This is a genomic window from Streptomyces sp. NPDC001502 (assembly GCF_042894785.1).
Lineage (GTDB): Bacteria > Actinomycetota > Actinomycetes > Streptomycetales > Streptomycetaceae > Streptomyces > Streptomyces kutzneri.
The window spans coordinates 316339-338705 of sequence record NZ_JBIAVW010000003.1 but is presented as its reverse complement, the minus strand read 5'-3'; the positions used below and the strand labels follow the sequence as shown (position 1 = coordinate 338705).

General features: G+C 72.5%; 26 protein-coding genes. 16 read left to right on the top strand and 10 right to left on the bottom strand.

Translation table 11 applies throughout. The features are described from left to right. Positions 1 to 105: 105 nt before the first annotated feature. The 3 genes from ACFY0D_RS06415 to ACFY0D_RS06405 are packed head-to-tail and all read left to right on the top strand — an operon-like array spanning position 106 to position 3065. Positions 106 to 678 carry a TetR/AcrR family transcriptional regulator gene (locus tag ACFY0D_RS06415; protein ID WP_390797258.1) on the top strand — a complete coding sequence of 191 codons (573 nt, stop codon included), beginning with the start codon at positions 106 to 108 and terminating at the stop codon, positions 676 to 678. Between the two features lie 25 nt (positions 679 to 703). Next, entirely contained in the window at positions 704 to 1615 is a 912-nt protein-coding gene (locus ACFY0D_RS06410; RefSeq protein WP_390797257.1) for an SDR family oxidoreductase, read from the top strand. A gap of 52 nt (positions 1616 to 1667) precedes the next feature. Then, on the top strand, positions 1668 to 3065 hold the full coding sequence (locus ACFY0D_RS06405; RefSeq protein ID WP_390797256.1) for a hypothetical protein: 1398 nt from the start codon (positions 1668 to 1670) through the stop codon (positions 3063 to 3065). A gap of 42 nt (positions 3066 to 3107) precedes the next feature. On the opposite strand, the gene ACFY0D_RS06400 is transcribed toward ACFY0D_RS06405, so the two are convergent. Next, a complete protein-coding gene (locus tag ACFY0D_RS06400) occupies positions 3108 to 4067 on the bottom strand; it encodes an MBL fold metallo-hydrolase (RefSeq protein ID WP_390797255.1) in 960 nt (319 codons plus the stop codon). A 186-nt stretch (positions 4068 to 4253) separates the two neighbouring features. On the opposite strand from ACFY0D_RS06400, the gene ACFY0D_RS06395 reads away from it, so the two are divergent. The 3 genes from ACFY0D_RS06395 (at position 4254) to gap (ending at position 7094) form a co-directional block, all read left to right on the top strand. Further along, on the top strand, positions 4254 to 4817 hold the full coding sequence (locus ACFY0D_RS06395) for a hypothetical protein (RefSeq protein WP_390797422.1): 564 nt from the start codon (positions 4254 to 4256) through the stop codon (positions 4815 to 4817). 35 nt (positions 4818 to 4852) lie between these two features. Further along, the gene (locus tag ACFY0D_RS06390; protein WP_390797417.1) at positions 4853 to 5821 is read left to right on the top strand and encodes a GlxA family transcriptional regulator; all 969 of its coding nucleotides are present in this window, start codon (positions 4853 to 4855) and stop codon (positions 5819 to 5821) included. A 274-nt stretch (positions 5822 to 6095) separates the two neighbouring features. After that, positions 6096 to 7094 carry a type I glyceraldehyde-3-phosphate dehydrogenase gene (gap, locus tag ACFY0D_RS06385; protein ID WP_351151722.1) on the top strand — a complete coding sequence of 333 codons (999 nt, stop codon included), beginning with the start codon at positions 6096 to 6098 and terminating at the stop codon, positions 7092 to 7094. 145 nt (positions 7095 to 7239) lie between these two features. On the opposite strand, the gene ACFY0D_RS06380 is transcribed toward gap, so the two are convergent. Then, positions 7240 to 8664 (bottom strand): MFS transporter, encoded by a 1425-nt coding sequence (locus ACFY0D_RS06380; RefSeq protein WP_390797416.1) that lies wholly within the window; start codon positions 8662 to 8664, stop codon positions 7240 to 7242. A 175-nt stretch (positions 8665 to 8839) separates the two neighbouring features. On the opposite strand from ACFY0D_RS06380, the gene ACFY0D_RS06375 reads away from it, so the two are divergent. Further along, positions 8840 to 9712 carry a helix-turn-helix transcriptional regulator gene (locus ACFY0D_RS06375; RefSeq protein ID WP_390797254.1) on the top strand — a complete coding sequence of 291 codons (873 nt, stop codon included), beginning with the start codon at positions 8840 to 8842 and terminating at the stop codon, positions 9710 to 9712. A 55-nt stretch (positions 9713 to 9767) separates the two neighbouring features. On the opposite strand, the gene ACFY0D_RS06370 is transcribed toward ACFY0D_RS06375, so the two are convergent. Both ACFY0D_RS06370 and ACFY0D_RS06365 read right to left on the bottom strand, forming a co-directional pair. Further along, positions 9768 to 10448, bottom strand: coding sequence for a class I SAM-dependent methyltransferase (locus tag ACFY0D_RS06370; protein WP_390797253.1), 681 nt, complete (start codon positions 10446 to 10448; stop codon positions 9768 to 9770). Between the two features lie 99 nt (positions 10449 to 10547). Beyond that, the gene (locus tag ACFY0D_RS06365; RefSeq protein ID WP_390797252.1) at positions 10548 to 10991 is read right to left on the bottom strand and encodes a MarR family winged helix-turn-helix transcriptional regulator; all 444 of its coding nucleotides are present in this window, start codon (positions 10989 to 10991) and stop codon (positions 10548 to 10550) included. Between the two features lie 103 nt (positions 10992 to 11094). Between ACFY0D_RS06365 and ACFY0D_RS06360 the strand changes: the two genes are divergently transcribed. Then, complete coding sequence (locus ACFY0D_RS06360) at positions 11095 to 11487, top strand: nuclear transport factor 2 family protein (protein WP_390797251.1); 393 nt, start codon at positions 11095 to 11097, stop codon at positions 11485 to 11487. A 68-nt stretch (positions 11488 to 11555) separates the two neighbouring features. Here the strand turns inward: ACFY0D_RS06360 and ACFY0D_RS06355 are convergent, their stop codons facing one another. Both ACFY0D_RS06355 and ACFY0D_RS06350 read right to left on the bottom strand, forming a co-directional pair. Then, entirely contained in the window at positions 11556 to 11942 is a 387-nt protein-coding gene (locus ACFY0D_RS06355) for a VOC family protein (protein ID WP_390797250.1), read from the bottom strand. 15 nt (positions 11943 to 11957) lie between these two features. Then, positions 11958 to 13154 carry an aromatic acid exporter family protein gene (locus ACFY0D_RS06350; protein WP_390797249.1) on the bottom strand — a complete coding sequence of 399 codons (1197 nt, stop codon included), beginning with the start codon at positions 13152 to 13154 and terminating at the stop codon, positions 11958 to 11960. 171 nt (positions 13155 to 13325) lie between these two features. On the opposite strand from ACFY0D_RS06350, the gene ACFY0D_RS06345 reads away from it, so the two are divergent. Next, positions 13326 to 13511, top strand: coding sequence for a hypothetical protein (locus tag ACFY0D_RS06345; RefSeq protein WP_314246155.1), 186 nt, complete (start codon positions 13326 to 13328; stop codon positions 13509 to 13511). 112 nt (positions 13512 to 13623) lie between these two features. On the opposite strand, the gene ACFY0D_RS06340 is transcribed toward ACFY0D_RS06345, so the two are convergent. Beyond that, complete coding sequence (locus ACFY0D_RS06340; protein ID WP_390797248.1) at positions 13624 to 14016, bottom strand: hypothetical protein; 393 nt, start codon at positions 14014 to 14016, stop codon at positions 13624 to 13626. A 173-nt stretch (positions 14017 to 14189) separates the two neighbouring features. On the opposite strand from ACFY0D_RS06340, the gene ACFY0D_RS06335 reads away from it, so the two are divergent. Next, a complete protein-coding gene (locus tag ACFY0D_RS06335; protein ID WP_390797247.1) occupies positions 14190 to 14549 on the top strand; it encodes a PRC-barrel domain containing protein in 360 nt (119 codons plus the stop codon). A 148-nt stretch (positions 14550 to 14697) separates the two neighbouring features. Beyond that, on the top strand, positions 14698 to 15582 hold the full coding sequence (locus tag ACFY0D_RS06330; RefSeq protein WP_390797246.1) for an oxygenase MpaB family protein: 885 nt from the start codon (positions 14698 to 14700) through the stop codon (positions 15580 to 15582). A gap of 23 nt (positions 15583 to 15605) precedes the next feature. On the opposite strand, the gene ACFY0D_RS06325 is transcribed toward ACFY0D_RS06330, so the two are convergent. Continuing rightward, on the bottom strand, positions 15606 to 15914 hold the full coding sequence (locus ACFY0D_RS06325; protein ID WP_390797245.1) for a hypothetical protein: 309 nt from the start codon (positions 15912 to 15914) through the stop codon (positions 15606 to 15608). Positions 15915 to 15978: 64 nt separating this feature from the next. Then, positions 15979 to 16821 carry a class I SAM-dependent methyltransferase gene (locus tag ACFY0D_RS06320; RefSeq protein WP_390797244.1) on the bottom strand — a complete coding sequence of 281 codons (843 nt, stop codon included), beginning with the start codon at positions 16819 to 16821 and terminating at the stop codon, positions 15979 to 15981. Positions 16822 to 16955: 134 nt separating this feature from the next. On the opposite strand from ACFY0D_RS06320, the gene ACFY0D_RS06315 reads away from it, so the two are divergent. From ACFY0D_RS06315 to ACFY0D_RS06300, 4 genes are all read left to right on the top strand, one after another. Beyond that, complete coding sequence (locus ACFY0D_RS06315) at positions 16956 to 17693, top strand: ArsR/SmtB family transcription factor (protein WP_390797243.1); 738 nt, start codon at positions 16956 to 16958, stop codon at positions 17691 to 17693. Positions 17694 to 17763: 70 nt separating this feature from the next. Further along, a complete protein-coding gene (locus ACFY0D_RS06310) occupies positions 17764 to 18705 on the top strand; it encodes a DMT family transporter (RefSeq protein WP_390797242.1) in 942 nt (313 codons plus the stop codon). A gap of 83 nt (positions 18706 to 18788) precedes the next feature. Further along, positions 18789 to 19718 (top strand): ketopantoate reductase family protein, encoded by a 930-nt coding sequence (locus ACFY0D_RS06305; protein WP_390797241.1) that lies wholly within the window; start codon positions 18789 to 18791, stop codon positions 19716 to 19718. A gap of 103 nt (positions 19719 to 19821) precedes the next feature. Next, a complete protein-coding gene (locus ACFY0D_RS06300) occupies positions 19822 to 20334 on the top strand; it encodes a hypothetical protein (RefSeq protein WP_390797240.1) in 513 nt (170 codons plus the stop codon). 35 nt (positions 20335 to 20369) lie between these two features. Here ACFY0D_RS06300 and ACFY0D_RS06295 read toward each other — a convergent pair whose 3' ends face one another. Continuing rightward, positions 20370 to 20714, bottom strand: a complete 345-nt coding sequence (locus tag ACFY0D_RS06295) for a peptidase inhibitor family I36 protein (protein WP_390797239.1) — start codon at positions 20712 to 20714, stop codon at positions 20370 to 20372. 634 nt (positions 20715 to 21348) lie between these two features. Here ACFY0D_RS06295 and ACFY0D_RS06290 point away from each other — a divergent pair. Next, entirely contained in the window at positions 21349 to 22365 is a 1017-nt protein-coding gene (locus ACFY0D_RS06290; RefSeq protein ID WP_390797238.1) for a carbon-nitrogen hydrolase family protein, read from the top strand. Positions 22366 to 22367: the final 2 nt, after the last annotated feature.

The window sequence follows — 22367 nt, the reverse complement described above, 5'->3', positions numbered from 1 at the left end:
CGCGGTCGTCTCCCAACCTCGTATGCTTTAATACATGTACGTGCATTTATTAAAGAGGAAAGAGGAGCGACAGTGGCCGGACGTCCCCGTGGGGTGGAAGACGCGGTGATCCTGCGTGCTGCGGCCGAGGTGATGGGACGGCTGGGGCCGTCCGGGCTGACTCTGGCGGCGGTGGCCCGCGAGGTCGGTCTCGTACCCGGCACGCTCGTGCAGCGGTTCGGCTCCAAGCGCGGCCTGATCCTGGCACTGGCCGACATGTCCGTGCGGGACACGGACGCGCTGCCCGACCGGATCCGGGGGGAACAGGGCTCGGCACTCGGGGCCTTGGCCGCCCTGCTCGCGGAGTGGGCGGCTCCGATGGTCTCTCCGGAGACCTTCGCCAACCATCTGGCCTTCCTGTGCATGGATCTCACGGACCCCGAACTGCACGAGCGGGCCCTCGCCGTGCACGAGGCGCAGCGCCGGGCGGTCGGGACGCTGCTGGCGCAGGCCGTTGCCACGGGTGAGCTCCGTGCCGCGACGGATGTCGAGGCGCTGACCGCGACCGTGCAGGCCGTCACCTCCGGCACGGGTCTCAGCTGGGCACTCGACCGCCGGGGCGCCCTCGTCCAGCGCGTCCGGCACGGACTCGGCGCCGTGCTGGCCCCCCATGTCGCCACCGCCACCGCCACCACGTGAACCCGCCGGAAGACCTGGAGAAGAGATGACGACCAAGACTCGACAGCTCGCCGGAAAGGTCGCGCTGGTCGCGGGCGGCACGCGGGGCGGCGGGCGGGGAATCGCCATCGAGCTCGGAGCCGCCGGTGCGACCGTCTACGTGACCGGCCGCAGCAGCGGAGCGCGGCGCTCCGACCTCGACCGCCCCGAGACCATCGAGGAGACGGCCGAGAGGATCACCGCCGCCGGAGGTGTGGGCGTCCCGGTCCGCACCGACCACAGCGACCCGGAAGAGGTGCGGGCCCTCGTGGCGCGGATCGCGGAGGAGCAGGACGGCCGGCTCGACGTCCTGGTCAACTCCGTCTGGGGCGGCGATCCGCTCACCGACTGGGAACACCCCCTGTGGGAGCAGGACCTCGACCAGGGCCTGCTCCTCCTGCGCCGGGCGGTGGAGACCCATGTGATCACCAGCCGGTACGCGCTGCCCCTCATGGTCGCCCGCGAGAGCGGCCTGGTCGTGGAGGTCACCGACGGCAACACCGCCCGCTACCGGGGCTCCTTCTTCTACGACATGGCGAAGTCGGCGGTGATCCGGCTGGCCGTCGCGCAGGCGGCCGAGCTCCGGCCGCACGGCGTCGCGGCCGTCTCTCTGACGCCGGGGTTCCTGCGCTCCGAGGCGCTGCTGGAGCATTTCGGCGTCACCGAGGCCAACTGGCGTGACGGCGCCGCGAAGGATCCGAACTTCGCCCACTCCGAGACTCCCGCCTATCTGGGGCGGGCGGTCGTGGCCCTGGCGGCCGACCCGGACGTCATGGCCAGGACCGGCCGGGCGCTCGCCACCTGGGATCTCTACAAGGAGTACGGGTTCACGGATGCCGACGGCACCCAGCCCGACTTCGCCGCGCACTGGGCCAGGAATCTGGAGGCGGAGTACGGGCCCCTCGGCGACCCGCTCTGACTGCACCACGCCGGCGGCGGCGCTGTCAGTGGCGGGGGCTAGCCTGCATCACATGATCAAGGGGGAATTCGCCGTACCGTCACTGGGTGCGCTCGCCGACGAGGTCGCGGCCGTGCTGGCCGCTCGCCACGACCCTGGCGTGGTGCCGTTCGAACGGGTGCTCAACGCCGTGGTGAGCCACAGCTTCCGCGACCGGAAGGCACTGACCGCCGCGCTGGGCTCCGTCCCGCGCGAGTTCAAGATGAAGCCGCACGCGCAGGTGCGCTGCACAGCGGGCATCGTCGGCGCGGCGGTCGGTCCGGTACGGGCGGAGGAGTCCTGGGAGAACGCCGGGAAAGGGTGGCTCGAACTGTGCCAGCACGTGGCACTGGACTACATAGCGGGCGCGCGCACCGGCGAGGTCGCCGCACGGTTGCGGGCCGGTGACCCCGTGCCGTTCCTGCTCTCCGTACCGAGCGGGCCGACGGGCGCGGTGGAGCCGTACGAGCTGGTCGAACGGCTCGCACAGTACGAGCGCCTCGGCATCCGGCCCGGACCGGCGGACCTGGGGCAGGCGCTGCTGCGCTGCGGCGGCCCGGTGGACCCCGAAGTGGTGCGCGCCGCGGAGACGCTGGAGCTGGCGGAGGGGCCCCGGGTTGCCGCCTGGCTGCGGCAGGGCGGTCTGCCCATGCCCGCGTGGTGGCGGGAGCGCGAAGCGGGTGAGGCCGAGCGTCCCAGCAGGCGCCGGGGAGCACGCATCGGCCGCCGGATCCTGGTGGGGCATGAGGCCATAGAGGGCCGCGGCGCGTTCCCCCGGCAGTTCTGGTCGCTGTTCCGGAAGTTCGAGCCGCACATCTCCTGTCCGCACTGGTCCCTGCCGGACTACCGGGACGCCCATACGGTCGCGACCCTGCCCTGGCACCCCGAGATAGCCGCGGCCCGCCTGCTGACGGGTGTCGCGTCGGCGGCCGACCAGGACGGCTGTGGCTCCCCCGCCTTCCTGGAGGCGCTGGCCTCGGCCGACGGCCCGGCCGGTCCCGCCGTGCATCTGGCCGTGGCCTACGGGCTCGCCTCCGTCCCCGAGCGCGACCGGGAGGCCGCCGTGCGGGCGCTGGTGGTGCTGGGCTCGCGGGGCCGGCTGGACGGCGAGCTGCTGGGCCGGGAGCTGACCGAACTCGTGGGGCTGGGCACGCTGAGGGTGCCCCTGCTGACGGGGTCACTGCGGGCGGCCGTCGCCGTACCGGAGGGCTCCGGGGCGGTCTGGGCGGTCCTGGCCGCCGCCCTTCCCGGTCTGCTGGCCCGGACCCGGCCTCAGGTGCACGGAGCGCTGCTGGCCGTCGCGGCGGACTCCGCCCGGCTGTCGGGCGCGCGCGGTGAGCTGCCCGAGGTGACGGCGCTCGCCGGACGACCGGGCTCCTCCCAGCTGCTCATACAGGCGCGGCGGTTGCGGGATGCGCTGGCGGGGGTCTGACCCGGGGCCCCGGGAACGGCGGCCCGCGGCGGCCCGCGGCGGTCAGCCGTGCCGGTGCTGCTCGGGCAGCCGGCTGTCCGGGTGCGCCCACAGCAGTACGTTGTCGGGCCGCTCGTCGTGGAAGAAGTCCAGGACGTCCTGGTCCGAGTGACGCAGGCTGAAGTGGGTGAGGACGAAGAGGGTCTCCGGGTGGGCCTCGACGACGGGCTTCAGCCTGCTCCAGACGGTGTGTCCGACCCGGTCGGCGCGCTCCAGTTCGGCGTCGTCGAGAAACGTGCACTCGGTGATGATCACCGGGTACTCGAAGAGCCACGGGTTGTCCTCGAAGACGCTCACGTGGGTGTCGCCGAGGAAGGCGAACAGCGGCCTGTGTACTTCTCGTTCGACCTCGGCGCCGTCCTTGCGGCGCTGCGCCAGGATGCGGCCGAACTCCGCGCCCCGGCCCTGTCCGGCGAGGGTGCGCCGCAGTTCCTCGTACTCGGGCAGCAGGGCCTTGCGGCGTTCGGCGAAGGCGTACCCCACGCAGGGCACCTTGTGCACGCACTCCACCACCCGTACGTGGTGGCCGCGGCGTCCGAAGGTGAACTCGTCACCGCCACGCACCCCGTGGAGCCGGCAGCCCGCGGCGAGGGCCGGATCGTAGGCGGTGCCGTGGTTCAGTTCGGCGGAGGCCCGCAGAAAGGTCTCCACATACGGCGCCGCCGCGGCGGGCAGGTGGATGTCGACTCCGCCGGGCCTGACCGCCAGGTAGTCGAGGTCCTTGGAATGGTCGTGGTGCGTGTGGGTGAGGAAGACGGTTTCCGGCTGACGCCCTTCCGCCAGTCCGGCATCGAGCGCGCAGCGCAGTTCGGGGATGTGGAAGAACGTCTTGTCGTTGGCGCGCGAGTACCCGGTGAGGGTCAGCTCGGTGCCGGGTATGCGCCAGGTCTTCCACTGGCGGAACGGGTGTCCTCGGTCCAGCCGTTCGGGGTGGGCGGGTGTCCGCGAAGGGGCCGGTGTCATCGGTGCCTCCGTCGGACCGTCATGATCGGGTGAAGGCCCGATCGTAACGGGCGGCGCCCTGTCGCGGCCCGCCCTTTTCCTCCCTCGTCCCACCCTTCCCGATGCACCGGAACCGGTGGACGCCCGTTTCCCGAGGACCCGGGGACCGGGCCGGCCGGCCCGCAGAGCCCGGCCAACGACCCGGGCATGGACTTCGACCCCGACACGGAGCCGGCGCCGGGCGGCCCGGGCACCCGTCGGATGGACGCCGTGTCGGTCGCGCCCAAGGAGCGGGAGCTGTACCCGCCGCCGCGCGAGCAGTGGGTGTACGACTCCACGACCAAGCAGAACCTGCGCAAGGGCCTGACCCCGTTCCCGACGCCCGAGCAGGGCCGGCGCCTCTTCGTCGCGGCCCGGTCGAACGCGCCGCCGATCGCCCCGTACGCCGCCTCCGGGGCCACCGCCGCGACCGCCACGGCCCTCGCCACGACGCTGCTGCCGGGCATCGGGCGCAGCTGTCCGCGCGAACCGGACCGCACGCTGGGCACCGTGGCCAAGGCCGCCGACCGGCTCGACGAGGTGCTGGAGATCGCCAACGAGGAGGCCGGCGGCCGGCTCGTCTTCTACAACGTGCAGTTCACCGAGGCGAACGGCACGGACGCGGCTCCCGCCGTCGAGGCCGTCATCGAGTCGTTCGCCCCGGACGGCTCCGACGGTCCGGGGTTCACCCGCGGGGACCTGGACCTCATCGCTCATCGCCGGCAGCCGTAACGCCGGGCACGGACCGTCCCCTCCCCCGCCGTACCCTGAATCCCGTGCCGCCCCGCTCCCGCCTCCACCGTGTAGCCGTCCTCGTCCTGGAGGGCGCGAAGCCCCTCGACGTCGGAATCCCCGCCCAGGTGTTCACGACCCGCGCGAGCATGCCGTACGAGGTACGGGTCTGCGGCGCTGCTCCCGGCCTGGTCACCGGCGGCGACGGCTTGTCGTACCACGTCACCCACGGGCTCGACGCGCTCGCGTGGGCCGACATCGTCTTCGTCCCCGGCTACCGCTTCCCCGACCGCGAGGACCCGCCGCGGGCGGTCATCGACGCGCTGATCGCCGCGCACGAGCGGGGGGCGCGGCTCGCCGCCATCTCGACCGGCGCGTTCGCGCTCGCCGCCACCGGTCTGCTCGACGGCAAGCGCGCCACGACCCACTGGCACTACACGCGGGCCCTGGCCGCGAAGCATCCGCTCATCCGGCTCGACGAGAACGTCCTGTTCGTCGACGAGGGCAGCGTGCTCACCTCGGCCGGCGCCGCCTCGGGCATCGACCTCTGCCTGCACATCCTGCGCCGCGACCTCGGCGTGGCCGCCTCCAACCACGCGGCCCGGCGCCTGGTCGCGGCCCCCTACCGCAGCGGCGGCCAGGCACAGTACGTGCCGCGCAGCGTGCCCGAGCCGCTCGGGGAGCGGTTCGCCGCCACCCGTGAGTGGGCGCTGCACCAGCTGGGCGAACCGCTCACCCTGGAGGCGCTGGCCCAGCACGCGGGGGTCTCGCCCCGGACCTTCTCGCGGCGTTTCGCCGAGGACACCGGGTACACGCCGATGCAGTGGGTCATGCGGGCCCGGATCGACGTGGCGCGGGAGCTGCTGGAGCGTTCGGAGCGCAGTGTCGAGCAGATCGCGGACGAGGTCGGCCTCGGCACCGGCGCGAACCTTCGCCTGCACTTCCACCGCATCCTCGGCACCACCCCGACCGAGTACCGGCGCACCTTCACCCGTGGCGACTAGGGCCTGTCTTTCGGATCAGGCCGGATCAGCCCGCGGCGTCTGGTGCCGTGCATCGCAAGGCCGAGGAGGGAGTCCATGCGGAGCATCGACGACCGACGAGAACGCAGCGAGGTGCGGTGCCAGGCGTCGCGGGCCCGGCATGATCCGAAAGACAGGCCCTAGCCCGGGAGCCCGAAATCGCGAGTGGCGAGATCCTTACGAACCATGGCGATCTCGCCGCTGTCGCGGAGGGTGATCGGCAGCGAACCTGATGGCGAACGAAAGGGACATCGTCATGACTCGCATTGCCATCAACGGATTCGGCCGCATCGGACGCAACGTGCTGCGTGCGCTCCTCGAGCGCGACACCGACCTGGAGGTCGTGGCCGTCAACGACCTGACGGAGCCCGCCACCCTCGCGCGGCTGCTCGCGTACGACACCACGTCCGGCCGGCTCGGCCGCCCCGTGACCGTCGAGGGGAACGTGCTCGTCGTCGACGGACACCGGATCACGGTGCTGGCCGAGCGCGAGCCGGAGCAGCTGCCCTGGGCCGAACTGGAGGTCGACCTCGTACTGGAGGCGACCGGCCGCTTCACCTCGGCCGAGGCCGCCCGCGGCCACATCAAGGCCGGCGCGCGCAAGGTGCTCGTCAGCGCTCCGTCCGACGGCGCCGACGTCACGCTCGCGTACGGTGTCAACACCGACGCGTACGACCCGGCCCTGCACACGATCGTCTCGAACGCGTCCTGCACCACCAACGCGCTCGCCCCGCTGGCCTCCGTGCTCGACGAGCTCGCGGGCATCGAGCACGGGTTCATGACCACCGTGCACGCCTACACGCAGGAGCAGAACCTGCAGGACGGCCCGCACCGCGACCCCCGCCGTGCCCGCGCCGCCGGCGTCAACATCGTGCCGACCTCGACCGGCGCCGCGAAGGCGATCGGCCTCGTGCTGCCGCAGCTCGACGGCAAGCTGTCGGGCGACTCGATCCGCGTGCCGGTCCCGGTGGGCTCGATCGTCGAGCTCAACACCACCGTCGCCCGTGACGTGACGCGCGAGGAGATCCTCGAGGCCTACCGCACCGCGGCGCAGGGACCGCTGGCCGGCGTGCTGGAGTACTCCGAAGACCCGCTCGTGTCCTCCGACATCACGGGCAACCCCGCCTCGTCGATCTTCGACTCGGAGCTCACCCGTGTCGACGGCCGCCACGTCAAGGTGGTCGCCTGGTACGACAACGAGTGGGGCTTCTCGAACCGCGTGATCGACACGCTCACGCTCCTCGCCGCGGGCTGAACCGACAGCGGTCCCCGGTGGGGGCGCGCCCGGCGCCCGCGCGCGGTAGGTCCTGATCACCGATCCCGGTGAACGGACCGGCCGCGCGCGGGCGCTTCGGCGTACCCGCCCGGCCGCACCGGCGCTTCGTGCCCCTGCCGCTCGCTCAGCGCATACGGGGAAGGCGGAGGCTGAGCAGGACGGTCAGCGCGATGAGGCCGAGCTGGACGAGCAGGGTGGTGGACACGGCCGCGCGCATGCCGGCCGTCGGGACCAGCGCGAGGAAGAGGCTGCCGAGCGTGGCGACGCCGAGCGCCACGGCGGACTGCTGGGCGGTGATCATGACGCCGCTGCCCGCCCCGGCCCGGTCTGCGGGGACGTCCGAGAGCGTCAGGCGCATCAGCACCGGCATCTGGAAGCCCTGCCCCAGTCCTGCCAGGGCGATGCCCGGAGCGAGTACGGCCACGCCGAGGTCCGGCCAGCCGTGCCGCAGGGTGGCCAGCAGGAGGGCGATCCCGGCCGCCTGGATGACGCCTCCGGCGGTGACGATCCGGCTGCCGAAGCGGGTGATCAGGCGCGGACCGGCCAGTGAGGCTCCGAAGAAGGCGACGGCCATCGGCGCCAGCGCCAGGCCCGCCGTCACCGGGCCCATGTCCAGGCCTTGTTGGAAGGTCACGGCGAGCACGAACATGAAGCCGCCGAAGCCGACGGAGAACGGCATCAGGAGTGCCAGGCTGCGCCTCAGCGACTCCAGCCTCAGCAGGCTCGGCGGCACCAGCGGGGTGTGGCCCTTACGGTCGGCCCGGCGCTCGGTGAAGTAGAACGCCGCTGCGGCGACGGGGAACACGCCCAGCGAGATCCAGGTCCACAGCGGCCAGCCGGCGGCCCGCCCCTCGGTCAGTGGCAGCAGCAGCGAGACCAGCGACAGCGCGAGGAGCAGGGTGCCGGGCACGTCCACGGCCGCGGGCCGGCCGGCCCGGGTGTCCGGGACGGTGCGCACGGCCAGGAGCAGCCCGAGGAGCACCACGGGGACGTTGACCAGGAACACCGCGCGCCAGCCGGTTCCGCCGAGGTCCGCGGCGACCAGGACGCCGCCGAGGATCTGCCCGGCGACCATGGACAGCCCCCCGGTGGCCCCGTACAGGCTCATGGCGTGGGCGCGGCGGGGGCCCTCGGTGGTGGCCTGGATGGTGGCGAGCACCTGCGGCAGCATGAGGGCGGCGGCCGCGCCCTGGGCGACGCGGGCGGCGACGAGGGCCCAGGCGTTCGGGGCGAGGCCGCAGGCGAGCGAGGTGACGCCGAAGGCGGCCATGCCGACGAGGAAGAGCCGGCGGCGGCCGAGGCTGTCGCCGACACGCCCGCCGAGGACCAGCAGGACCGCGTACGCGACGCCGTAGCCGCCGACGACGAGTTCCAGGAGGGCGGGGCCGGCGGCGAGGTCGTGCTCGATGGACGGCAGCGCGACGTTGACGATGAAGAAGTCGATCAGGGGCAGGGCCGCGCCGAGGAGCACGGTGAACAGGCCGAGGCCGCTCAGGTGAGGCGCGGGGGCAGTGCGGACGGGGGCACTGCGGACGGAAACGCTGTGCACGGGGTCGCCGTGCACGGGGTTGCTGCGTACGGGGTTGCTGCGTACAGGGTTGCTGCGTACAGGGATCTGAGTCACCGTCCGACGATCTCCCGGCTGTCAGACGGGTACCAGAGTGTCGTTATCCAGGTACCAGGACTACCTGGCAACAGGATGGGCGGTGCGGCAGGCTGGGATCATGACCACTGTGGCTCCTGGAAGCGATGTTCGGCGGCACGAGCTGGCCGAGTTCCTGCGCACCCGCCGTGAGCGGATCACTCCCGAGCAGGTCGGGCTGGTGCGCGGGCCGCGCCGACGGACCCCGGGGCTGCGCCGCGAGGAGGTCGCGCACCTGTCGTCGGTGGGCGTGACCTGGTACACGTGGTTGGAGCAGGCGCGCGACATCCAGGTGTCGGGGCAGGTGCTGGACGCGGTCGCGCGGGCACTGCTGCTCGATGTGAGCGAGAGGGAGCACCTGTTCTCGCTGGCCGGGAGCCTCGACCCGGTGCAGCCGGCGGTCTGCCCCAGCGTGACGCCGTCCGTGCGGGCCATCGTCGACCAGCTGGGCCACATCCCGGCGTGCGTCCAGAACAGCCGGTACGACATCGTCGCCTACAACGCCACCTACGGGCGCCTGCTCGGCGACCTGGACGGCAAGCGGCCGGAGGAGCGCAACTGCATGTGGCTCGCCTTCACCGACCGGGAGTGGCAGGAATCGGTGGTCGACCTGCCGAGCACGCACCGGATCATGGCCGCGCGGTTCCGGGCGGCGATGGCCGAACACCTGGCGGAGCCCGCGTGGAAGACGCTGCTGGCCCGGCTGGAGGGGGCGTCGGCGGAGTTCCGGGAGGTGTGGGCCCGCCACGAGGTGGTCGGCGGGCAGGTCGCGAAGTCGAAGTACATCCGCAACGCGCACGTGGGCATGCTGTACCTGGAACACAACAACCTGTGGCTCGGACCGCGCACCGGCCCGAGGCTCGTGACGTACGTACCGCTGGACCAGGAGTCGCGCGAGCGCCTGGAGGAGCTGGAACGGCTGACGGCGCCGGCCGGTGCGGGGCTCCTCGGCTGACGCCTCGCCATGTCCGTCCGCACCGCTGACCGGATTCGTTCCGCCTGCGCGCGGACTACACCGTTGACGACCGCCGTGACGCCGACGGGCCATCCGCACCCGGGTCCTGGTCGAGGCGGGCCAGCAGGTGGGCGTCGAGGAACCCCCGCTCGGAGGCCGGGTCGTGGAGCAGCCGGGCGAAGGTGGTGAACCCGGCCCCGGCCAGCAACTCGGCGAACCGGTCCGCCGGCCAGCTGTAGGCGGGCGTCACCTTGTGGTCGAAGCGGACCGGCTCCGGTCCGTCGGTCGCGAAGAACGAGACCAGGAGCAGGCCCCCTCGCACGAGGACACGCGCCTGCTCGGCGAGCAGTGCGGGCAGTTCCCCGGGCGGCGTGTGGATCATCGAGTAGTGGGCCAGCACACCACCGAGCGTGCCGTCCCCGACCGGCAGGGCCTCCATCCGCGCCTCGTCGAACCGCAGCCCCGGATGGGCGCGCCGGGCGTGGCCGACCATGCCCGGGGAGAGGTCGAGTCCGAAGGCGTCCAGCTCCAGCTCGTGCAGCATGGCCGTCAGATGCCCGGGCCCGCACCCCACATCGGCCGTCCGCGGGTTCCCCGTCCCGCGCACCAGCTCGGCGAAGGTGGCGAGCATGGCCCGCGAGAACGGCTGCGTCTCCAGCCGGCCGGCGAACATCGACGCATAGAGCTCGACGACCCCGTCGTAGGCCGCCCTGGTCTCGTCCTGGTGTTCCGCCACGGGGAAGAAGCTAACACCGGCGCCGTTCGCGGCTCCCAGGGCCGTCTCTTGCGGATCTCGCCGGGCGTCGCGGGCCCGGCGAGATCCGCAAGAGACGGCCTAGCCGAACGGGCCTTCGGCCGTGAAGCGGCGCAGGAGGCGGGCGAACGTCTCGGCCTCGCCCGGGGGCCAGGAGGACAGGCTCGCCTCGATGTGGCCGGCCAGGCGCACACGCAGCTCCGCGACGGCCAGCCGCCCTTCGTCGGTCAGGACGAGGAGGTGTGCGCGCCGGTCGGTGGGGTCCGGTTCGCGGCGGATGAGGCCTGCGGCCTCCAGCCGGGAGGCGCGGCGGGTCACGCCGGAGCGGTCGACCCCCACGTCCTGGGCCAGGTCCGCCGCACTGCGGGAGCCGCTCCGGGCCAGGGCGCTGAGCACGGGGTAGGTCACGTCGTCCACGGCCTCACCCATGCCTTCCGTGAGCCGCTGATGCAGGTGCGTGCGGGTCGTGCGCTTGAGCAGGATGCCCAGCGCGTCTGCGATCTCGTTCCCGGTCTCGGTGTCCACAGCAGAAGAATAGCGTGCGCCGCGCACGCATCACTGCTACGGTTGCCGAAGAGCGTGCGTCGCGCACGCATCGCCGATCTGCTACGCATCGAAAGGCAGTCCCATGACTCGCACCGGTATCACGACCGCCCTCACCGACCTGCTCCTCAACCGCGACCTCACCGTCCAGGAGGCCGCCGACCGCCACTTCGCCCCGGAATACCGTCAGCGCACGGACGGCCAGTGGGCGGACCGGGCCGGCTTCATCGAGCACATCGCCCACCTGCGCACCGTCGTGGACCACGGCCGTGTCGAGGTCCACGAGGAGCTGTACGACGGCAGCAAGTACGCCGACCGGCACACCGTCCACGTCACGAAGACGGACGGTTCGACCGTACGCACCGAGGTCTACCTGTTCGGTGAGTTCGCGCCCGACGGGCGCTTCAGCCGCATCGAGGAGACCACCCTGATGCTCGAAGGATCCGAGTCCGACCGCGACCTCGGGAGCGCCCGCTAGGGCCTGTCGTTCGGATCAAGCCGGGCCGGCCTGATCCGAACGACAGGCCCTAGGGGGCGTCTTGCCGGTCAGGGGCGAAAGCGCAGGGGATGATCGGCGGGGACCTCGACCACGGCGATCCGCACGCCGTCGGGGTCGGCGATCCACATCTCGATCAGACCCCAGGGTTCGAGCTCGGGAGGTCGCACCACCTCGGCGCCCCGGCCGCGCAATTCCTCGTACGCCGCCTGCACGTCCTCGACCTGCAGCCACAACCGCAGGCCCGGCGCGGGTGGGGCCTCGGCGCGGCCGGACAGTTCGAGGAAGCCGCCGCCGAGGAAGTAGACCGTGCCGCGGTCGGGGCCGGTGCCGAACTCGCGGTGGACGGCCAGCCCGAGGGTGTCGCCGTAGAAGACGCGCGAGCGTTCGGGGTCCGTGGGGCGCAGCAGAACCCTGCTGCCCAGTACGTGCACCATGAACCCCGCCTTCCCTCACCCACGGTCCTGCCGCGTCCGCTTCAGCGGCTGCCAGCGCCTGCGCCGGGTGCGGGTGTGCTGGTCGAGTTCCTCCAGCAGGCGCTGGGAGCGCTTGTCCACGCCCAGCTCGTCCAGGACCCGGTCGATCTCGCTGAGCAGCGCGCCGCTCAGCTGCCAGTGTGCCGGGTCCTCGCGGGCGGATGCCAGCAGCAGGGCCGCGAGCCGGTCGCGGTGGGCCCTGGCGACGGCCAGTTCGCCGGTCAGGCGGGCCTCCGCGTCTTCCGCGTTGGCGCTGACCTGTGCGGTGATCAGCTGGGCGAAGCTTTCGACCGCGATGGCCGTGTGGCGCGTCACCTGACCCAGCGCGGCCGCGGCCGCGGGGTCGAAGAGCGGACCGTCGGGGCGGGCCCGGGCCAGGTCGGTCAGCGTGCGGCAGGCCACGCGGAGCACGACCGCGCAGATCTCCAGGGTGTCCAGGCCGGTGCGCAGCACCAGCCGGAAGAGCAGCCCCTCCTTGACCCGCGGATTGAGCCGGAGGCTGTCCTCGGCCTGCCGGAGGGCGGCGTCGACCTGGGCGATGTCGTTGTCGAGGCGGCGTGCCTCGTGCAGCCGGGCCGCGGCCTGCTCGACCCTGGCCGGTCCGGAGGGTTCCTCGCCGAGGTGGTCGAGCAGCCGGCTCATGCGCCCGGCGAGGTCGGTGATCGCGGCGCCGGCCGGGCCGACCCACAGGGGTGGCGCCAGGAGCAGGTTGACCAGCAGCCCGACCACCGCACCGATGACCGTTTCCAGGACCCGGTCCCAGGCGGTGTCCGCGACCTGGGTGACGCCGAGGACGAGCATGGCGCTGATCGCGACCTCGGGCACGAACTCGTCGACGCGCACCAGGTGGCCCACGACCAGGGAGGCGAGGATCAGCAGGCCGAGACTCCACCAGGTCAGACCGACCAGGGCACTGAAGCCGATCGCGATGAGCACGCCGACGACCACGGAGTTCACCCGGCGGATGCTGGTGGTGAGGGTGGAGTACAGGGTGACCTGGACGACGAGCAGCGCGGTGAGCGGGGCGGTCAGTGGGCTCGGCTCGCTGCTCAGGCGGAGTGCGACGACGTAGCTGATCACGGCGGCGGCGGTGGACCGCAGGGCTTGGACGGCGACCGGCTCACGGCGGCGGCGTGCGACCCGGGTGGCGAGGCTGCTGATCGTTTCCGGCATGCGGGGCGCCTTCCCGCTGCTGGGCCGGATGACGCATGGCGTGGCCGCCGGGCCCCGATCGGCCGAGGATGGGCCGTACGAGAAGGGCGACCCGGCCGCCCGCGGGCAGGCGGTGGGCGTCCGGGGGCGGTCCCGGTCGGTGAGATCCACGAGCGCGAGGGAGAAACAGCCATGAAGGGTACGGACGACAGGCATGAGAAGTCGGGAGAGGGTCGTGCGGAGCAGGCACAGGAGCACCCCGGTCCGGACCCGGTACATCCCGAGGCCAGCAAGCGGGTCGAGGGCAAGAGCCCGGAGGAACTGAGGCGGCGGCAGGAGCGGAAGACGACCCGTTCGGGCGACGACGACGCGGAGTAACGGCCCGGAGTGACGGCCCGGGGTAACGGCCCGGATTGACGGCCCGGGGTAACGGCCCGGGGTGACAGCGTCGGGCCGGACGGCCTGCGGGGCAGGGAGCGGCGGCGAGGTCCTACGGGCCCTCGTCGTAGGTCCCTGCCTCGATCTCCAGGGCGAGCTCCTGGAGGACGCCGATCGAGGAGATGTCGGTCCGCCCGCTGTCGTGCACCATCGCGAGGCTGGTGAATGCCAGGCTGAAGCCCGAGACCATGGTGTGCAGGGCCGGCCCGAGCGCCTCCGCCACCAGGGCGGCCACCTGCTGCGGAGTCGCGTCGGCCGGCACCCTGATCGACGGCAGCATCTCGTTCAGGAGCAGCGTGGCCACGCCGGCCGTCGGCGGCGACCCGGCGCCGTCCTCCCCGGCCTCGCCGTTCCCGTCGTCCTCCCCCGCCTCGGCGGCCCGGCGGATGTCCTGGGCGTCGGTGAGGATGCCGATCACTCGCTTGAGTACCTCTGCGCGTTCCATCTGCGGAGCGTAGCCCCGAGCCGCGGACCGGCGCCGGGGTTCGCCCCACCAGGCCCTTCCCCGGCTCCGTCTCACGGGGCATCAGCCCGGACCGGGGGCGGATGTGTATCCGCGGCCGCGCCGGGCAGACGCGCCGTGACGATACGGGATCGATGGAGGGAGCTGTTCCAGTCATGTCTGAGAACGTCTGGGCCTACCGCATCACCGTTGACCGCATCACCGACGTGGACCTGTCCGGCTACAAGGTGGAGGCGGCCGACGGCAGTATCGGAAAGGTCGACAAACACTCCGACGAGGCGGGATCGGCCTATCTGGTCGTGGACACCGGCCCGTGGATCTTCGGCAAGGAGGTCCTCCTCCCCGCGGGTACCGTCACGGGTATCGATGTGGAGGAGAAGCGGATCCGGGTCTGGCTGACCAGGGAACAGGTCAAGGACGCCCCGGAGTTCATACGGGACGAGCACCTGGAGAGCACCGACTACCGGCGGCTGCTGGACGGTTACTACGGCATCATCCCGCCGCGCTGGCTGTGATCCACGGCCGGCGGACGTGCCGGTGACGCAGGCGCCGGGCCGGTCTCGCGGCCCGGCGCCTGCGGTGCGCACGCGACCTGTGCCGGGCCCGGCTCCAGGCCCGGGTCCAGTTGCGGGTCCAGGTCCGGGTCCGGCGCATACTGGACATATGGCGAGGGTGACAACGGTCCAGCGGATCAGGCGGCAAGCCGGCGAGGCGGTCTTCCTGCGCGTCGCCGGGCCGGACGGGCCCCGGAACAGGGCACGGATCCACACGACGCCCGGACCTCGGTGGTTCGCACCGGAACGGCCGGTGCGGCGGGTGCACGGGGACGCGTCGATGTTCATCGGCGGGCTGGCCGCCCTGCTGCTCCAGTCCCTGCACCCCCTCGCGATGGCCGCCGTGGCGGCCCACTCGGGGTACCGGGGTGACCCGTGGCGGCGGCTGCACCGCACCAGTACCTTCCTGGCCGTCACCACGTTCGGCACGAGCTCCGACGCCGAGGCGGCGGTGGCCCTCGTACGGGAAGTGCACGCGCGCGTCCGGGGGCGAACGGCCGACGGCATCCCGTACCGGGCCGACGATCCCGAGCTGCTGACCTGGGTGCACATCGCCGAGGCGGACTGCTTCCTGCGGGCCCACCAGCGGTACGGCAGACGCCCGTTGGATCCCGCGGGCTGCGACGCGTACCTCGCCGACACGGCGCGCGTGGCCCGCGCGCTGGGGGCGGACCGGCCGCCGGAGAGCGAGCACGAGCTGGCTCTGCTGATGGCGCGGTACCGGCCCGGTCTGCGGCCGACGGCGGCCTCCCGGGACACCGCCCGGTTCCTGCTGACCGATCCCCCGCTGCCCGGGGCCGCCCGGTTGCCGTACGCGCTGCTGGGGGCCGCGGCCGTGGATCTGCTGCCGTCCTGGGCGAAGTCGGCCGTGGCCGCCGAGGTGCCCGCGGCCGCGCGGATACCGCCCCTGGCCGCTCGCGCGGGCGGCCGGGCCGTGACCCGGGCGATCCGCTGGGCGCTGCCGCCGGCTCCCCCGCCGACCCCGCCCGGCTGAGGGCGGACCTCTCAGTACTCCTCTCAGTACTCCTCGTCCGGGTAGCCCCACCGGATCTCCGGCTCGGCTCCTGCCGCCACCGCGGCGACCGTCGCCGCGAAGACGCCCTCGAAGTGCGGTCGCCACAGGTAGAAGCGGGAGATGCCGAGCGGGAAGTCGGAGTCCCCGGAGACGAAGTACGAGCCGCCGTCGTCCACCGCCACCCCGATGGTGACCTGGTCGGCTATGTCCTCCTCGTACATCAGCTCCTGCAGGGCGCGGACGATCGCCCAGGCCTGCGGTTCGCCGGCGACCCCGGTGACGGTGAAAGCAAGATCGATGTTGACTGACATGCCGGAAGAATAGGCGGGGCCACCGACACCGGGGGCGTCCGGCCACGGGCTTACAGGCCCTGGGCTACGGGCGGGTGGCGGTCACGAGGTAGTAGTCCAGGATCTGCTGCTCCCAGGCGGCCAGGAAGTTTCGGGGCCAGGTCCCCGGCGCCCAGAGCCGGGCGAGCCAGCGGTCCCAGCCGGGCCAGACCTGCGGGCCGATCGAGGAGACCCGCACGTCGGCGAAGCCGGCTTCGCCGAGGGCACCGGCGAGCCCGGACACCGGCCGCGCGATGTCCAGGCCGCTGGCGAACGAGTCGAGCAGCGCCGCGAGCCGCTTCGCGGGCTCGGGCGCCCCCTCCACGGTGAAGAAGCTGGTGACCGCCACCCGGCCGCCCGGGCGCAGCACTCGCGCCGCCTCCCGGGCGAACGCGGTCAGGTCCGGGAAGTGCTGGGCCGCCTCCACGCTGTAGAGGCAGTCGAACTCCGCGTCGCCGAGCGGCAGGTCCTCCGCGGCCCCGAGCGCGAAGCCGATCCGTTGCGGCTGCGCGGCGAGGAGCGGGGAGTTGGCTTCGCGGGCCCGCCGGAGCTGCTGGGGGTGGATGTCCACCCCGGTGACGGCCGTGGGCCCGTACTCCTCCAGCGCGAGGGCGCACCCGAGGCCGAGACCGCAGCCGACCTCGACGACCCGGCCGCCTCGGCGAGGGGCCACCGCATCGAGTACGTGCCGGTAGAGGTCCTGCTCGCTGCGGATCCGGTCGCCCTGCGACAGCGGCTGCCCGAGATCGACCGCCTTCCAGTAGCCGAAGTTGATGAACCCTCCGGCGAAGACCGGCACGGCGCTGAGATCGGCCGGCCCGTACGTCTCCCACACCTCGGGCCGTACGACCGGGGACGGCCGCTCCGCGGGGTCACCCGACGACACCACCCCACCACCTCCTCGTGACGGGGACGGCCTGCCCCCGGCCCTCAGTGTGGCGGGCGGACCCCCGGTCGCGACAGTGGACCTCAGCCCGTACGGATCGTTCGCTGTTTGCCGAAATCATGGGGCATCCTGGACTTATGAACGAAACGCATCCCGGAGCGACGTCCGCGGGCGGAGCGGCCCCCGCGGCCCTGCTGGCCGCCTTCGCCGCCGCCCTGGCCGACGAGACGCGGGCCGCGATCTGCATGACGCTGCTGGAGGGGCGCGCCTGGACCGCGGGCGAGCTGGCCCGGATCACCTCGGTGGCGCCCTCCACCATCAGCGGCCATCTGACCCGGCTGCTCGACGCGGGCATCTGCGTGACCGAGCGGCAGGGCCGCCACAGCTACGTGCGCATCGCCGACGGCGCGACCGCCCGCCTGATCGACGAGCTCGCCTCGCACGCCGTCCCGGACCGGGACGCGGCGCACGCCGTGCCCGTGGTCGCCGCGCCGGACCCGCTGGCCCGTGCCCGGACCTGCTACGACCACTTCGCCGGGCGGCTGGGCATGGCGGTGACCGACGCGATGGAGCGGCGCGGGCTGCTGCGCACGCAGGACGTGTTCGAACTGACGGAGGCCGGCCGCCTCTGGTGCGCCGAGGCGGGCATCAGCCTGGCCGGCGAGGGGCGCAGGCGGCTGGCGAGTTCCTGCCTGGACTGGACCGAGCGGCGCCGCCACCTGGGCGGCCTCGCCGGGGCGCGGCTGTGCGCGCGGGCATCGGAGGAGCAATGGGTGGTGCGCCCGGCGGGCGGCGGACGGGCGCTGGAGGTGACCGGTGCCGGGGAGCGGGCCTTCGGCGATCTGCTGGGGCTCACACCGGAGGCGTGGAGCTGAGCCCTGCCTCCCGACACGAAGGGGCATCAATTCGGTCGACACCGAAATGTTGCGGTCGTAGGGTGGGCTCATGACGTTCCGCTCGAGTTCGATCCCGCCCGGCGTCCTCACGGTCGGCGCCGTCACCTTCACGGTGTTCGCCTGGGCCTCCGCCTTCGTCTCCATCCGCAGCGCGGGGTCCGCGTACTCGCCCGGCGCCCTGGCCCTCGGCCGGCTGCTGGCCGCCTCGCTGGTGCTCGTCGTGCTGCTCCTGATCAGCCGCCAGGGCCTGCCGCCCCGCGAGGCCTGGCGCGGGATCCTGGTGTCCGGCGTGGTGTGGTTCTGCGGCTACACGATCGTCCTGAACTGGGGTGAACGACTGGTCGACGCAGGCACGGCGTCGCTGCTCGTGAACATCGGGCCCATCCTCATGGCGCTCCTCGCGGCCCGGCTCCTCGGCGAGGCCCTGCCCCCACGGCTCCTGGTGGGCATGGCCGTCTCCTTCGCCGGAGCGGTGGTCGTGGGCCTGTCCATGTCGTCCGGGAACGGCGGCTCCACCTCGGTGCTCGGGGTCGTCCTCTGCCTGCTCGCGGCAGTGGCCTACGCATCCGGCGTCATCGCCCAGAAGCCCGCGCTCTCCTACGGCACTCCCCTGCAGGTCACCACCTTCGCCTGCCTGACGGGAACCCTGGCCTGCCTGCCCTTCGCGGGCCTGCTGTTCGCGGAGCTCCCCGAGGCGCCGGTGTCCGCGACCCTGAACATGGTCTACCTGGGTGTGGTGCCGACCGCCCTCGCCTTCACGACCTGGACCTACGCCCTGGCGCGCATGCCCGCCGGAAAGCTGGGGGCGACCACGTACGCCGTCCCGGCCATCGTCGTACTGCTGAGCTGGGCCCTCCTGGGCGAGGTACCGGCCTGGCTGACCCTCCTCGGCGGGGCGCTGTGCCTGGCCGGTGTGGCCGTCTCCCGGTACGCGCCGCGCGCACCGCGGACTCCCGCCGCGGACAGCCCGCTCGGTGCGGGCCGGACCTGACCGCTCCCCGCCCCCTGCCCCCTCCCTTGCCCCTCCCGCGTGACCGCTCCCGCTACCGCACCTCCCACGAAAGGCACGCCCTCATGAGGATCCTCACGGTCGGCGCCGGCGCCGTCGGCGGCTTCTTCGGCGCCCGGCTCGCGACAGCGGGCCAGGACGTCTCCTTCCTGGTCCGACCGGCCCGTGCGAAGGCCCTGGAGGCCCGCGGCCTGCGCGTGTCGGGGCAGGGAGAGGAGCTCCGCCTCACACCGCATCTGGTGACGGCCGGCGCCGTGGGCGGACCGTACGATCTGGTCCTGCTCTCGGTGAAGGCGACCGCCCTGCACACGGCCCTGGCGGAGATCGAACCCGCCATCGGCCCCGACTCCGCCGTCGTACCCCTGCTCAACGGGGTCGCCCATCTCGACGCGCTCGTCGCGCGCCTGGGGGCCGGAGCGGTCCTCGGCGGCGTGGCGAAGGTGGTCACCACCTTGAACGACGAAGGCGACATCCTCCGCATGGCTCCGCCCGCGGTGATCCTGACCGGCGAGCTCGACGCACGCCCGTCGGCCCGGGTGGACTCGATCCGCGGCGTGCTGGCCGAGGCCGGCATCGACTCACCGGCGGCCGAGGACATCGTCGCGGCCATGTGGCACAAGTGGGTCTTCATCTCCACTCTCGTCGCCCTGACCTGCCTGATGCGCGGCACGGTCGGAGAGGTGAACGCCGTTCCGGGCGGGGCGGCCCTGGCCGCGGCGCTGATCTCGGAAACCGCGGCGGTGGCGGAGGCCGCGGGCCATCCGGTGACCGAGGCGGAGCTCGCCTTCACCACGTCGACCGTCACGAGCCCCGGCTCCCCGCTCACCCCGTCCCTGTACCGCGACCTCGTCGCCGGAGCGCCGACGGAGGCCGACCACGTCCTGACCGACCTCACCCTGCGCGCCCGCGCCCTGGGAGTGGCCACTCCCCTGCTGGACCTGGCCGCCCTCCAGCTGCGCGTCCACGAACACCGCCTCGCCGCGGGACGCCCCTGAGGCACCGGAGGCACCCGCCCTCACCCGGATGCCCGGCCCATTGGGCATCCGGGCCGCCGGGCCTTTGACTGGGAGGTCCGGAGGTCCGAACACCCGTGGAGGCATGGTGACGGCGGTCGCGTGGATGCGTGGTGCGGCAGGTGCGGTGGTGCTGTCGGTGGTGGCGCTCGGCGCCGCGGGCTGTTCGGACGGTGACGGCACCCCGTCGGGCGCCGTGTCGAGTGCGGCGTCGGCGGTGAAGTCCGCCGGCGAGGCGGTCTCGTCGGCTGCGGCCGAGGCTTCGAAGGCCGCCGAATCGGCGGCCGCCGTCGCGAAGGGCAAGCTCGCCGAGGTGAAGGACGGGGTCGATGCCAAGGACGAGGTGACCTTGGGCTCGGTGACCACCGACGGCGACGGATACACCACGGTCCCCGTGACGGCACGGAACAGCGACGACGCGACGAAGTCCTTCGCGGTGCAGGTCGACTTCAAGGACGGGAGCGGCAATCTCGTCGACACCGTGGTCGTGACGATCACGGACGTAGCAGGGAAGGGCACGGGGCAGGGAACGGCCCGCAGTACGCACAAACTGTCGGGCACGGTCTCGGCTCGGACCGGTACGGCCCTGCGCTACTGACCCCGAACCGCACCCGGCCGCGCGCCCTTCCGGGCTCAGCAGTTGTTGCCCACCGCGTCGATCTTCGAGCCGAAACGGCCGCTGTAGTTGCTCGCGTAGTCGCCGCTGTGGACCGGTCGGCACTCCTTCCCGGTCGCCCAGTCGATGAAGGCCCCGCTCCGGTTGGCCCGGAACGACCCCACGTGGTCCACGAACCTGCTGGGGAGGTCCACGTAGCCCCCGCGCCAGACGTAGAGCTCGCCGGTACCGTCCTGGTACCGCCACAGACAGATCGCGTTGGCGGGGCACGCGGGCAGGGCCTGCGCGGGTGTGGTGGAGGTGAGGGAGACCAGCGCCACCGCGCCGGCGACGAACAGGGTGCGTAAGTGATGTGCCCTCATGAGGGTCCTCTCTTCGTACCGTTTGTCTCCCACCATCCTCGCCCCGGCGCCGGTGCGTGCGGCAACGTCCCGATCCGCCGGCCTTCTTCACCACATCTCCCCGAGCGGTGCGGCGATGCCTCCGTGATGCTGGCCGGGCAGCTGCGATGCTCGACCGGCTCCGTGCCCCCGGATGCCCTGCCGTTCGGCGGTCTCTACGCGGCCTCCGACGACCTCGACGCGATCGTCGCGGAGTTCCTGACCGACGAGAGCCCGGGCTTCGTCCTGTGGTCGGACGTTGAGGACCTGCAGGACGTACGGAAGGGCGGAACAGGCCGAGACCGAGCCGGAGATCCCCTTGAGCGTCTGGGTCGGCGACGTCGGTGACGAGGTCGGCACGCGTTCCGGCCGTCGGTGATCATTCTCCCCCGGCACAGCAACACCCGTGACCGCCGATAGGGGACATCACCGTTGACGGAGCCGGCGGGCGACGGCAAAATGGCCGATTGCGTGGCCTACGCCGAACCTCCCGCGACCGTCCCCGGCACGGTCTCCCGTCGGAGGCAAAGGGACCAGCGTCTCAGGTCGTTGTTGCAGCCCGATCGCCTCGGGCGAGGTTGCCGGGGAGCCGTCGCTCAAGGCGTGGAAGGCCACGATGACAGCCCGTAGCAACTTCAAGCGCCAAGTGCGTGCCCGCACCGCCAAGACAGGCGAGTCCTACACGGCCGCCCTCCGGCACTTCCGTCCGGCTCCCTCAGGAGACGTCATCTCGGAGGCGGGGAATCCCAAGAGCGTGCGGTTCGCCGTAGCGCAGACCCCCGTGCGCGATGACCCCCGAGACGTTCGAGCGCTGCGCGAGAGTGGCCGTGAGGTCCGCACTCTGATGCGCGAGGCCAGTGCTCAGGGGGCGAGGATCGTGCACTTTCCGGAAGGCGCGATCTGTTTTCCCAGCAAGCGTGTCATGTCCGTCGGCAGCCCGGACGCGGTCGGCCCGGCGGACTGGGATCGGTGCCAGTGGCCGGTGCTCCGTTCGGAGTTGGCTGCGATCGCCGGGCTGGCGCGCGATATGCGGCTGTGGACGGTCATCGCCTCGGTGCACCGCTTGACCGGAGCGAACCGCCCGCACAACAGCCTCTACGTCATTTCCGATCGCGGCGAGGTCGTCACGCGCTATGACGAGCGCCTGCTGTCGCACACAAAGGTCTCGTACCTGTACTCGCCGGGCGTCTCCCCCGTGACCTTCGACGTCGACGGTGTGCGCTTCGGCTGCCTGCTCGGCATGGAAGTCCACTACCCGGAGTTGTTCGCCGAATACGAGAAGCTGGATGTCGACTGCGTCCTGCTTTCAACGACCGGCGTCTCGCCGGGTGCAGTCGCCACGCAAGCCCAGGGCCACGCCGCGGTCAACGGCTACTGGGTCAGCCTTTCGGTGCCCACGCAGCACAGCGCCACCGCACCATCCGGAGTCATCGCGCCCAACGGTGACTGGCTCGGGCGATGCGCCGCAGACGGCTCGCCATCCGTAGCCGTCGTGAACCTTGACGACAGTTCTGAGGCTGCCGCCGAATCAGTAACCCATGCGCGTCCCTGGCGTCGTAAGTCGCGTGCGGGCATCTACGCCGAGCACCAGGTGACCGACCCGCGCAGCGAGAACCGAAGGGCAGCCTTCTAGGG